This is a genomic window from Herbaspirillum sp. C7C2, assembly GCF_022627865.1.
GTDB lineage: Bacteria > Pseudomonadota > Gammaproteobacteria > Burkholderiales > Burkholderiaceae_D > Herbaspirillum > Herbaspirillum frisingense.
On the sequence record NZ_JABXGI010000019.1, the window covers coordinates 1 to 12,264 of the forward strand.

At 63.3% G+C, this 12,264-nt stretch carries 11 protein-coding genes; 4 read left to right on the forward strand and 7 right to left on the reverse strand.

Annotation, left to right across the window (positions count from 1 at the left end; translation table 11 throughout):
- Positions 1-330 precede the first annotated feature (330 nt).
- The gene (locus tag HWE04_RS24490; protein WP_006463570.1) at positions 331-1,872 is read right to left on the reverse strand and encodes a methyl-accepting chemotaxis protein; all 1,542 of its coding nucleotides are present in this window, start codon (positions 1,870-1,872) and stop codon (positions 331-333) included.
- 239 nt (positions 1,873-2,111) lie between these two features.
- Here HWE04_RS24490 and HWE04_RS19345 point away from each other — a divergent pair, with 239 nt between their 5' ends.
- Positions 2,112-3,596, forward strand: a complete 1,485-nt coding sequence (locus tag HWE04_RS19345) for a cryptochrome/photolyase family protein (RefSeq protein ID WP_241813424.1) — start codon at positions 2,112-2,114, stop codon at positions 3,594-3,596.
- Positions 3,597-3,676: 80 nt separating this feature from the next.
- Here HWE04_RS19345 and HWE04_RS19350 read toward each other — a convergent pair whose 3' ends face one another.
- The 3 genes from HWE04_RS19350 to pmbA form a co-directional block, all read right to left on the reverse strand.
- Positions 3,677-5,275, reverse strand: a complete 1,599-nt coding sequence (locus HWE04_RS19350; protein WP_241813425.1) for an MDR family MFS transporter — start codon at positions 5,273-5,275, stop codon at positions 3,677-3,679.
- Between the two features lie 82 nt (positions 5,276-5,357).
- Complete coding sequence (locus tag HWE04_RS19355; protein WP_006463573.1) at positions 5,358-5,849, reverse strand: GNAT family N-acetyltransferase; 492 nt, start codon at positions 5,847-5,849, stop codon at positions 5,358-5,360.
- Between the two features lie 75 nt (positions 5,850-5,924).
- Complete coding sequence (pmbA, locus tag HWE04_RS19360; RefSeq protein ID WP_006463574.1) at positions 5,925-7,289, reverse strand: metalloprotease PmbA; 1,365 nt, start codon at positions 7,287-7,289, stop codon at positions 5,925-5,927.
- A gap of 75 nt (positions 7,290-7,364) precedes the next feature.
- Here pmbA and yjgA point away from each other — a divergent pair, with 75 nt between their 5' ends.
- Together yjgA and mog are read left to right on the forward strand one after the other, a co-directional pair.
- Positions 7,365-7,976, forward strand: a complete 612-nt coding sequence (yjgA, locus tag HWE04_RS19365; protein ID WP_241813426.1) for a ribosome biogenesis factor YjgA — start codon at positions 7,365-7,367, stop codon at positions 7,974-7,976.
- Complete coding sequence (mog, locus tag HWE04_RS19370; protein WP_241813427.1) at positions 7,966-8,595, forward strand: molybdopterin adenylyltransferase; 630 nt, start codon at positions 7,966-7,968, stop codon at positions 8,593-8,595. The genes yjgA and mog overlap by 11 nt, the downstream gene beginning before the upstream one ends.
- A 48-nt stretch (positions 8,596-8,643) precedes the next feature.
- Here mog and HWE04_RS19375 read toward each other — a convergent pair whose 3' ends face one another.
- Positions 8,644-9,306: a hypothetical protein gene (locus HWE04_RS19375; protein WP_077238509.1), complete on the reverse strand. Its 663-nt coding sequence runs from the start codon at positions 9,304-9,306 to the stop codon at positions 8,644-8,646.
- Positions 9,307-9,511: 205 nt separating this feature from the next.
- On the opposite strand from HWE04_RS19375, the gene HWE04_RS19380 reads away from it, so the two are divergent.
- Positions 9,512-10,180 carry an alpha/beta hydrolase gene (locus HWE04_RS19380; protein WP_006463578.1) on the forward strand — a complete coding sequence of 223 codons (669 nt, stop codon included), beginning with the start codon at positions 9,512-9,514 and terminating at the stop codon, positions 10,178-10,180.
- Between the two features lie 152 nt (positions 10,181-10,332).
- Here HWE04_RS19380 and HWE04_RS19385 read toward each other — a convergent pair whose 3' ends face one another.
- Both HWE04_RS19385 and HWE04_RS19390 read right to left on the reverse strand, forming a co-directional pair.
- Entirely contained in the window at positions 10,333-11,355 is a 1,023-nt protein-coding gene (locus tag HWE04_RS19385; RefSeq protein WP_006463579.1) for an alpha/beta hydrolase, read from the reverse strand.
- 347 nt (positions 11,356-11,702) lie between these two features.
- Positions 11,703-12,164 (reverse strand): MarR family winged helix-turn-helix transcriptional regulator, encoded by a 462-nt coding sequence (locus HWE04_RS19390; RefSeq protein WP_077238506.1) that lies wholly within the window; start codon positions 12,162-12,164, stop codon positions 11,703-11,705.
- Positions 12,165-12,264: the final 100 nt, after the last annotated feature.

Below are 12,264 nucleotides of genomic sequence, written 5' to 3' on the forward strand. Positions count from 1 at the left end.
CGGAATTGGTAGACGCGCATGGTTCAGGTCCATGTGCCGCGAGGTGTGGGGGTTCGAGTCCCTCCGTGGGCACCAAACAAAAAAGGTCGATTGATGAAAATCAATCGGCCTTTTGCGTTTTGGGGCACACGAGCAAAGCGCCTGCGCGCTTTGCGGGAGGGACGAGAAAGTCCTGCCTTGCAAGGCAGGACGGGGTCGCGGGACGTGACCGAGTGCCTCCGTGCGCAGCAAACCAAAAAGGTCGATTGATGAAAATCAATCGGCCTTTTGCGTTTTGGGGCGCGTAAGGATAAGAGCAAAGCGCCTGCGTGCCTTGCCCCCCTTCCCTAGCTACCCGCGCAGCCGGAACACGCTCACCGTCTCGCTCAGGGCTGCGGCCTGTTCCTGCATCTGGCGCGCTGCGGCGGCGGCCTGCTCCACCAGCGCTGCATTCTGCTGGGTCGCCTCGTCCATCAGGTTGATGGCCTGGTTGACCTGCTCGATGCCGTCGCTCTGCTCCTGCGAGGCGGACGTGATCTCGCCCACGATGTCGGTCACCCGGCGCACGCTGGCCACCACTTCCTCCATCGTCGTGCCGGCCTGCTCGACCAGCTTGCTGCCGGCCTCGACCTTGCCGACCGAATCGCCGATCAATTCCTTGATTTCCTTGGCCGCACTGGCCGAGCGCTGGGCCAGGGTACGCACTTCCGACGCCACGACGGCAAAGCCGCGGCCCTGCTCGCCGGCGCGGGCCGCTTCGACGGCAGCGTTCAACGCCAGGATGTTGGTCTGGAAGGCGATGCCATCGATCACCGCGATGATGTCCACGATCTTGCGCGAGGAATCGTTGATCGACCCCATCGTCGCCACCACTTCGGACACCACCGAACCACCCTGCACCGCTACCTCCGAGGCGGAGGCCGCCAGCTGGTTGGCCTGGCGCGCATTGTCGGCATTCTGCTTCACGGTGGAAGTCAGTTCTTCCATGGCCGAGGCGGTCTCCTCCAGCGAACTGGCCTGCTGTTCGGTGCGGTTGGACAGGTCCAGGTTGCCATGGGCGATTTCAGTGGAAGCCGTGGCAATGGTGTCGGTCCCCTGGCGCACGCGACTGACGATGCCCACCAGGTTGTCGTTCATTTCCTTCAAGGCGCGCATCAGCTGGCCGGTTTCGTCACCCCGGCTGACCTCGATCTGGTTGTCCAGCTGGCCCTTGGCCACACGGCTGGCCACGTCAACCGCCTTGTTCAACGGTGCCGTGATGGAGCGCGTGATGGCCAGCGCCAGCACCACTCCCAGGAGGATGGCGATCACCCCCAGGGTCATCATCACGATGCGTGCCGTCCGGAACAGGCCGTCGATCTCCACCGTCAGGCCCTGGATGCGCTCGGTCTGCATGTTCGCCAGCTTTTCGATGGCGGCCAGGTAGACCCGCGTACTGGGCAACAGCTGCTCGTCGACCACCTTGCGGGCGGCTTCCTCGTTACCGGCATCCTTTTCCTTGAAGACGGCGGCGTTGGCGGCCAGCACCACCTTGCGGCGCTCGTTGATCTCGTTCAGACCGGCCCGCCCGGCGTCATCGGTGATCAGTTCTTCCATGCGCTTGACCAGCTCATTGTTCTTGCTGATGGTGGCGCCGATTTCCTGCTTGTAGAACTTCTGCTGTTCCGGGTCAGCATTCTTGGCCGCAGCCACGATGCGCCCGACGTTGATCTCGATGGACTTGTAGAAGGTATTGACCAGCCGCTCCTTGACCAGTGCATCGTTGACCATCATGTCGTTGAGCTTGCCCACGGCCTGCAGGCGCCAGATGCCGATGCCGGTGATCATTGCCATCAGCACCAGGACCGCCGCAAACGCCAACCCCAGGCGGACGCCGATTGTCATATTCTTCATTGCTTTTCCATCTCCCATTGTGTGAGACGCAGACATTGCGACCGCGTCACTACCCGCTTCCGCATCCCCATGCGGATGAATCATTATCGGTCAGGTGATGTCGCACTTGAGATGCCTTGCGTCAAATCGGCAGAAATCTTTTATCATCCGGGGCAGACGCTACCGATCAGTAGCGAGCATCGGAAAGCGAGCTTTTCTTCCCGGGCACCACCTTCATCAACCCTCATTCTGCGAACGCAATGTCCCAATTCGAGAATTCCCTGGTCTGGTTCCGCCGCGACCTGCGCCACACCGACCATGCCGCCCTGTATCACGCGCTGTCGCAGAGCGCCAACGTCTGGTGCGCTTTCGTCTTCGATACCGACATCCTGGACGCCCTCAAGGCCGAAGGGGTCACACGCGACCGTCGCATCGACTTCCTGCTGGCCAGCGTGGCCGAGCTGGATGCCGCCTTGCGCAAGGCCGGTGGTGGTCTCATCGTGCTGCATGGTTCAGCCGCCCAGCGCATCACCGAACTGGCGGCCGAACTGGAGGTGCAGGCGGTCTTCACCAATGCCGACTATGAGCCGGCCGCCATCGAGCGCGACCAGTTGGTAGCGCGACAACTGAAGAAACAAGGCGCACAGCTGCTCAGCTACAAGGATCAGGTCATTTTCGAGAAAGATGAAGTATTGACCCAGTCGGCCAAGCCCTTCTCGGTCTTCACGCCCTACAAGAACGCCTGGATGGCCAAGCTGGCGGCCGCCGGTGGCGACTTCTACCTGAAACCCTATCCGGTCGAAAAATACCTCAAGGCGCTGGCCAGACCACCTGCCAGACTGGATCACGCCCGGCCCACCCATGCGCAACTCGGTTTTGAGCCCAGCAATCTGCAGGAACTGAAGATCCCCACCGGCATGTCCGGCGGCCAGGCGTTGCTGGACGATTTCCTGGAGCGCATCGGGGCCTACGGTACGGCGCGTGATTTCCCGGCGGTGAAGGGGCCGTCCTACCTGTCGATCCACCTGCGCTTTGGCACCGTGTCCATTCGCACCTTGGCGCGTGCGGCCATGCAGGCCATGCACGCCGGCCAGGGGGCGGCCGGGGCGGCGGTGTGGCTGTCGGAGCTGACCTGGCGCGATTTCTACTTCATGATCCTTCACCACCATCCGCGTGTGACTGAAAAAGCCTTCAAGCCAGAGTACGACGCCATCCGCTGGGAACAGGGCCCGCATGCCGAAGAACTGTTCGCTGCCTGGTGCGAAGGCCGCACCGGCTACCCGCTGGTGGATGCGGCCATGGCCCAGATCAACCAGACCGGCTACATGCACAACCGCCTGCGCATGGTGGTGGCCAGCTTCCTGACCAAGGACCTGGGCATCGACTGGCGCTGGGGCGAGCGCTATTTCGCCATCCACCTCAACGACTTCGATCTGTCTGCCAACAACGGCGGCTGGCAATGGGCGTCTTCCTCGGGCTGCGATGCCCAGCCCTATTTCCGCATCTTCAATCCGGTCACGCAGTCGGAGAAGTTCGACCCCGACGGCAAGTTCATCCGCCGTTATCTACCGCAGCTGGCCAAGCTCTCCGACAAACGCATCCACGCGCCGTGGACCGCCACGCCGGACGAGCGCATGGATGCGGGCGTGACGCTGGGCCAGAACTATCCGCGTCCCATCGTGGACCACGCCCAGGCGCGTGAGCGTACGCTGGAACGTTATGCGGTGGTGAAGAAGGCCGAATAAGCCCGACGACCGATCTGCATGGGCAAGAAAAAACGGACTGCAACTCACATTGCAGTCCGTTTTTCATTTCACCGCGAAGATCACTCCGACATGACAGGCTCCACCTTCTTGTCCTGATCGAAGCGGATCGGCGGCACCCGCCGCACCATCCACAGGCCCACCAGCGCGGCCACGATGGCAATGGCGATGCCCATGTGGATGGCCCCGACCAGCGCGTCACGGGCCGCATCCAGCAAGGCCGAGCCATTGTGGCCGGCCTGCATCAGCTGGGCCAGCAGCACCGACTGGATGTCATGGTTGACCAGCACTTCCGGGTCGCTGAAATCCTTGAGCCACTGGGCGGCATGATCGCCCTCCAGCGCCTTCTGCACGCCGGCACCATACATCTGGCTGACCAGCGTGCCGGTGATCGCGGTCCCCAGCATCCCACCGATCATGCGCAGGGACTGCAGCAAGGCGGTGGCGATGCCCAGGTGCTCGCGGGCCGCGGCCTGCTGGGCGAACACCGTCAGGTTGGGCAAGACCAGCCCCAATCCGAAACCGCCGGCCAGCATCACCGCCAGCAGGAAGCCGTTGCCGGTATTGCGGTCGCACAGCACCACCCCCAGGCAGGCGGCCGCGATCAGGGCGAAGCCCAGGTTCATCATCAGGTTGGGGTTGGGAATGCGGGTGATGATGCGGCCATTGACGATGCTGGCCACGGTAATACAGGCCACCAGCGGCGTGATCAGCAGGCCGGCCTCGCGCGGGCTCAGGCCGAAGCCGCCCTGGAACAGCAGCGGCGCGTACATCAGCAGCGAGAACATGGCAAAGCCGGCCAGCACCGATAGCAGGAACAGGCTGGCCAGCGCCCGGTCGCGCAGCATCTCGAAGGGCAGGATGGGTTGTGCGGCGCGCTGCTCCCACTTCCACAAGGCATAGAACGCCACCACCGAGAGCAGCAGCAAGGCCAGCATGCCGCCGGTGATGCCGCGCTTGGGCAAGAGCTCCACCAGCAATTGCAGGCTGCCCAGCGACAGCGAGATCAGCAGCGCGCCCGGCCAGTCCAGCCGCATCTTGCCCGCATGCTGCATATGCCGGATGTGCGGCACGAAGCGCCAGACGAAGAACAGCGAGATCACGCCGATGGGCAGGTTGCAGTAGAACACCCAGCGCCAGCCCAGGCCCTGCGTGAGGAAGCCGCCCAGCGACGGCCCCACGGCAGTGGCGATGCCGAACGAGGCCGACAGGATGATCTGCCAGCGCAGCCGCACGCGGGGATCGGGAAACAGGTCGGCAATCGACGCAAAGCAGGTCCCCACCAACATGCCGCCACCGATGCCCTGCAGGCCGCGCGCCAGCACCAGGAACAGCATGCTGTCGGCCATGCCGCACAGGGCCGAGGCACCGACGAAGACCACGATGGATGCGATCACGAAGGGCTTGCGGCCGAAATAGTCACCCAGCCGCCCGAAGATGGGCACCGTGATCACCGAGGTCAGCAGATAGGCCGTCGCCACCCAGGCATAGAGTTCGAAGCCCTTCAGCTCGGCCACGATGGTGGGCAATGCGGTACCGACGATGGTCTGGTCCAGCGCGACCAGCATGATGACGAAGCAGATACCGAGCGTGGCCAGCAGGGATTCACGGAACGGCAGGACTTGGCCGCTGGAGTGGGCGGCGGCGGTGTGTTGGGCCATGTGGCGAGGGATGCAATCCGGAAGTTGCGCAGGTGCGCCAATCCGCCATTCTAGCGCCGCAGCGTGCGCCCTGCAGATCGCCTCACAGCAGCAACTCGTAGCGCCGCTCGTTGAGCTTCACTCCCCAATGCGAGCCGATGCGCTGCTCGGCCAGCACGAAGCCATGTCGTTCGTATAACGCATTTGCTGCGTGCAGTCCCTCGAAGCTCCACAGGTAGATGGAAGGATAATCCCGCTCGGCGCAAGTGCGCACCGCCTCGGCCACCAGGGCATCGCCGACGCCGCGCCCGCGCAGTTTTTCGGAGGCGATGAACCAGCGCAGCCAGGCGCCCTGCTGCTGTGCATGCTGGCCATCGATGGTGAGCGAGCCCTCGACGCGCCCGTGAACGGCGGCGGTCCAGAAACCGTCGCGGCTGTCGTCGTAGCGACTCATGAAGGCGGCCAGCTCGGTGGCGATGCGCGCTTCGAAGTAGACCCCGAAGCTCCAGTTTTCGGTGTAATAGGCGGCGTGCAGCTCGGCTACCCGCCCGATGGCGCCTGGCAGATAGCCGCGCCGGATGTGGATGTCGTCCAAGGCTTGCCTCCCGGTCAGGGCGGCTGCGGCCGTGGCACCGCAACACCCTGACGGGCGCTGCGGCCTGCACCGGGCTCAGTCGCCAGCGATGGTCATGTTTTCCAGCAGGATGGAACCGGTTTCCTTGGTTCCGCGCACCAGCGTGTCGTTACCCACGGCGACGATCTGGCGCAGCATGTCCTTCATGTTGCCGGCGATGGTGATCTCCTCCACCGGGTACTGGATGACACCGTTCTCGACCCAGTAACCGGAGGCGCCACGCGAATAATCGCCGGTGACGTAGTTCACGCCCTGCCCCATCAGCTCGGTCACCAGCAGGCCGGTCCCCATCTTCTTCAACATGCCCTTGAAGGTGTCGGCCTTGGTGGTCAGGTCCGAGCGCAGTGTCAGGTTGTGCGATCCGCCGGAGTTGCCGGTGGTCTGCATGCCCAGCTTGCGTGCCGAATAGGTGGACAGGAAATAGCCCTGCACCACGCCATCCTTGACCACTTCGCGCTTGACGGTGCGCACGCCTTCTTCATCGAAGGGCGCCGAGCCCACTGCACCGATCACGTGCGGATCTTCCAGGATCTGGATGTGCTCGGGGAAGACCTGCTGGCCCAGCGAATCCAGCAGGAAGGTGGACTTGCGATATAGCGCACCACCCGACACCGCCTGCACGAAGGCGCCCAGCAAACCGGCCGCCAGCGGTGCCTCGAACAGCACCGGGCACTTGCGGGTGCTCAGCTTGCGTGCATTCAGGCGCGCCAGCGCGCGTTCGGCGGCGTAGCGGCCGATGGCTTCCGGCTTGGCCAGCAGCTTGGGGTCGCGCTTGGAGGAATACCAGTCGTCGCGCTGCATGCCCGCGCCCTTGCCGGCGATGGGCGCCACCGAGATGGTGTGGCGCGAGAACGGGTAGCCGCCCATGAAGCCACGGCTGTTGGCTGCGATGAAATGCGAGTGTTGCACATAGACCCCGGCCCCTTCGCTGTTGCTGATGCGGGGATCGGTCTCCAGGGCCGCCGCCTCGCAGCGTTGGGCCAGCGCCACAGCTTCTTCGGTGGAAATGTTCCATGGCGAAAACAGTTTCAGGTCGCGCGGCGCCATTTCCAGCATCTCGGCCTCGGGCAGGCCGGCGCAATCATCGATGGAGGTGAAGCGGGCGATGTTGTAGGCCGCTTCCACCGTTTCCTTCAGCGCCTGCTGCGAGAAATCCGAGGTACTGGCATTGCCGCGCCGCACCTGGCGGCCTTCTCCGAGGAACACCGTGACGCCGATGCCCTTGTCCTTGTTCTGCTCGATGGTCTCGATCTTGCCCTTGCGCACCGCTACCGACAGGCCACTGCCTTCGCTGATATCGACGGCGGCGTCCGAGGCGCCCTTGTCACGGGCATAACGCAGGACATCCTGCGCCAACTGCTTCAACTGATCCTGACTGTGCGTAAATGGGGTATCGCTCATGAGCCTGTTTTCTCTGAAATGCGGGTAAAACGGTTATCATAGCAGTCGTTAAGCTTTATTTCTCGAAGTCACGATATGCCCAATGCCAACCGCGGCGCTGTCGGATTCCAGTCCAGCGAATTCGAACAGGAATACGACCGCCCCTCCAAGTCCCAACTCAAGCGCGAGATGGATGCCCTGCAAAAACTGGGCGAATCGCTGGTCGCCGAACCGCGCGACCGCGTCAAGCGCGTCCCCATGCCGGAAGACGTGCGCGATGCCATCCTCGAATGCCAGCAGATCAAGGACCACGAAGGCCGTCGCCGCCAGATGCAGTACGTGGGCAAGAAGATGCGCACACTGGAGCCGGATGAACTGGCCATCATCCAGAAGACCATCGACAGCTGGCACGGCGCCTCCAAGGCCGAAACCGCCGCCATGCACGCCCTGGAGCGCCGCCGCGAAAAGCTGCTGGCCGACGACCAGGCCCTGACCGAACTTTTGAACCGCCATCCCGAGGTCGACGCGCAGCACATGCGCACGCTGATCCGCAATGCCCGCAAGGAACAGGCCGAGCACAAGCCGCCCAAGGCCTACCGCGAAATCTTCCAGATCCTCAAGCAGCTGCAGACCCAGGCCAACCTGGCCAAGGGCGAAGCGGTCGTGGATCAGGACCAGCAGGACGAGCAGGACGACGATGAGCGTTGACGCCCAGGCCGGCCAGCGCGAGGTGCTGCGGGTCGGACTGGTCTCGATCTCGGACCGCGCCTCCGGCGGGGTCTACCAGGACCAGGGCATCCCGGCCCTGCAGGAATGGCTGCGCAGCGCGCTGACCACCCCGTTCCAGATCGAAACCCGCCTGATCCCCGATGAACGCGCCCAGATCGAACAGACCCTGATGGAACTGGTCGATGTCGCTGCCTGCGACCTGGTGCTCACCACCGGCGGCACCGGCCCCTCGCGCCGCGACGTCACGCCCGAAGCCACACTGGCCATCGGCACCAAGGAAATGCCGGGCTTCGGCGAGCAGATGCGCCAGATCAGCCTGCAGTTCGTGCCGACTGCCATCCTGTCGCGCCAGGTGGCGGTGATCCGCGAGACCGAGCGCCACGCTGCACTGGTGCTGAACCTGCCGGGCCAGCCCAAGTCCATCCGCGAAACACTGGAAGGCCTGAAGGAAGCCGATGGCAAGGTCAAGGTGCCGGGCATCTTCGCCGCCATCCCCTACTGCATCGACCTCATCGGTGGCCCCTACATCGAGACCGACGACACCGTCTGCAAGGCCTTCCGCCCCAAGTCGGCGATCCGGCCGGCGGTCAAACCCTAGGGCATGTTCACACTGAATCTGCGAGAGCAGATTCAGTGCGCACAGGCGCTAGTTCGGACACTTCCCCTCATCCGGCCCGCCGCACAGCGTGGCCGCGTTCAGCAGATCCAGGAACTGCTGCAGACCCGCCGGGCTGATCCGGTAAGGGTATTGCTTCAGTGCGTTCTCGGTCGGCGGCCGCCAGCTGAACTGCACCACGAACAGCCGTTCCTTGCCCTGATAGACCGCCAGCACCGTCCCCTCGCCATACGGGGCCGAGGGACCGACGCGGTCGCAGAAGCCACCGCTGACCGACAGCGGGATATTGTTGGTGCTGCCATCCTTCTGCGACATCGGCACGAAGCGCCCCGGGCAGTTGCGCTGGGCACCCTGCATCACCTCGCTCAGGGCCACCTGCGGCACGGTCACATTGCGCGCCCGGATATTGGCCAGCAGGCCGGCGTCGGGAAAACTGCGGCGCTGCACGCCCATATAGCCCTCGCGCCAGGAATCGTGCGCCTCGTTGGCGGGCAGGAAGTCGACCACGTAATCGCCCTCCGGATCACCATTCATGTAGGCCAGCCGCCAACCCGGCGGCGGCGCGATCATCAGGTTTTCGCCCACGGGCTGGAACAGCCGTCCCTCGGCCTCGGTATGCCCCGGCACGGGGGCCAGCATCAGCAATGCGGCGCAGGTGGCCAGCAGGTGGCGGATCAATGGTCGGCAATTCATGGAAGCATCCTCGTTCGGCGCGGCAGCATTTGCGCGGTGTTCATCGTATGATGTGAGCCCATCGCAATATGACTGGCTCGCAGCGACACTGGACGACGGACAACACCGTATTGTGCGCCGCCCCGGCGGCAGACACAAATCCACTGCCTGCTCTGTGCCGTCAAGCGCCAACCGTCAACTCACAAGCAATCAGGAAACCTCGCCCATGGCCGCCCAACTCGAAACGATACAGATCGAAACCGCCCCCAACCCGACTGCTGCCGTCATCTGGCTGCACGGCCTGGGCGCCGACGGTTCGGACTTCGTGCCCATCGTGCGCGAGCTGGACCTCTCCGGCTGCCCGCCGATCCGCTTCATCTTCCCCACCGCGCCCACCATGCCGGTGACCATCAACGGTGGCTACGTGATGCGCGCCTGGTACGACATCTTCGCCCCCGACCTGGTGCGCCGCGAAGACGAACCCGGCCTGCGCGCCTCGCAGGCCGCCGTCGAAGCGCTGATCGCCAACGAAAAGGCGCGTGGCATTCCGGCCGAGCGCATCGTGCTGGCCGGCTTCTCGCAAGGTTGCGCCATGACCCTGCAGACCGGCCTGCGCCATCCGGAGCGACTGGCCGGCCTGATGTGCCTGTCCGGCTACCTGCCGCTGGCGGCCACCATCGAGGCCGAACGCCACGGCGCCAACCATGACACACCGATCTTCATGGCGCACGGCACCATGGACCCGGTGGTGGTGCTGGAACGCGCCGTCAAATCGCGCGAACTGCTCACGCAACTGGGCCACAAGGTCGAATGGCATGACTACCCCATGCAGCACTCGGTGTGTGGCGAAGAAGTGGCCGATATCGGCGCCTGGCTGACCAAGGTCCTGGCCTGAAGTCCTCGGCCCTGAGTTCTGGTCCCCTGATGCCGCGCTGAACGCGACGGCGACGGAAAACACAACGCCCCCGGACGACGCTGTCGTTCGGGGGCGTTGTGCTTGAAGCCGGACGCTGCCTGTGCAGCGGTCCGGCACTTCCGGTCAGGCGGTTACTTCAGGCGGAACTTCAGTTCCTCGCCAGCCTGACGCATTGCTGTCTGGACGGCAGGTACCTTGGCCAGCACGTTCAGCAGGCCGAAGTCGTGGATCATGCCGTTGTAGCGCACGCTGGTCACAGCCACACCGGCGGCTTGCAGCTTGCGACCGTAGGCCTCGCCTTCATCACGCAGCACGTCGTTTTCGGCGGTCTGGATCAGGGTCGGCGGCAGGCCGGTCAACTCAGCCTGGGAAGCATTGAGCGGCGAAGCGTAGATTTCCTTGCGCTTGGCGGCGTCGGTGGTGTAGCTGTCCCAGAACCACTTCATCATGTTCTTGGTGAGGAAGTAGCCATTGGCGAACTGGTTGTAGGAACCGGTCTCGAAGTTGGCATCGGTCACCGGCCACATCAGGACTTCCGAACGCAGTGCGGGGCCACCCTTGTCCTTGGCCATCAGGGCCACGACCGCGGCCATGTTGCCGCCGACGCTGTTGCCAGCCACGGCCAGGCGCTTGCCATCGACGTTGATTTCCTTGCCATGAGCGGCCACCCACTTGGTGGCGGCGTAGGCCTGGTTGATCGCCACACCGTAACCGGCTTCCGGCGACGGGGTGTAGTTCACGAAGACAGCCACGGCACCGGAGTTGGCCACCAGGTCACGCACCAGGCGTTCGTGGGTCGGGAAGTCGCCCAGCACCCAGCCACCACCGTGGAAGAACATGAAGGCCGGCAGCGTCTTCTTGGCCGAACCGGCCGGACGCACGATGGTCAGCTTGATCTCCTGGCCGTCGGCGGTGATGGTCTTTTCCGACACATCCGCCTTGGGCAGTTCCAGCTTCACGCCGGCTTGCGCACCCACCAGCACGGCACGCGCATCCTTCGGGGAGAGCTGTTCCAGGGGCTTGCCACCGCCCGCTTCCAGGGCTTGCAGGAAAGACTGGGTGGTCGGCTCGACACCGGCGTCACCAGCTGCGTAGGCATTGCCGAATACCAGACCGATGGCGGCGACGGCGGCGAGTTGCTTGAACGATTTCATGATCTTCTTCCTTTTCTCTATGGTCGGATTGGTGCATCTGCACCGGGAAATTTCAACGAGGGAACAACAACCAGCTACTTCGAAACACTGACCCCAAGGGTCGAAAACTGCATGGAAAACACATACAACTAAATCACTATTAAATAGCAAACTACTTATTAAAACCATTGGCTCTGCGTATAACAGCGTGGCCTGCAAACCTGGGCGATATTGACCTTGCTCACCATCAATCACCACCGATCACCACCTAGATTGCCGATGCAATCAATTTATCACGCTATTATATAGCGCACTATTTATATCATCTTAAAAAAGGGACGTCGGCATCGCCGTTACATCCCTCTCGCTCACTCGCCCGTGTTCTTGTGCAAGCGGGCGCGCAGCTCCATCAATTCTTCCTTCATCGCCATCAGTTCGGCGGCGGTGGACTCGGTCGCCCTCAACACTTCCCTCGGTAGCTCCACGGCTTGCTCACGCAGTGCGTCGCCTTCGGGCGTCAGGGAAATGACCACCTGGCGCTCATCGCTGGCCGCCCGTTCGCGGGTCAGCAGTCCCTGCGCTTCCATGCGCTTGAGCAAGGGCGTGAGCGTGGCCGAATCCAGCACCAGGCGCTCGCCAATCTCGGAGACCGTCAACTGGTCCTGCTCCCACAACACCATCAGCACCAGGTACTGCGAATAGGTGATGCCCATGTTGCGCAAGAGCTTGCGGTAGAGCTTGCTCATCGACAGCGAAGTCGAGTACAGCGCAAAACACAACTGGGCATCCAGTAGCGGGGCCGCCTTGCGTTTGTCTGTTTTCGAATTCATGGACGCAGTTTAACGAGGCCAAAATTAAATAGCAAGCGATTTAATGAAAAATCTTTTAATGCGCTCTTGCGAGGTCATTCCGCCACATGATCTTGCCCCA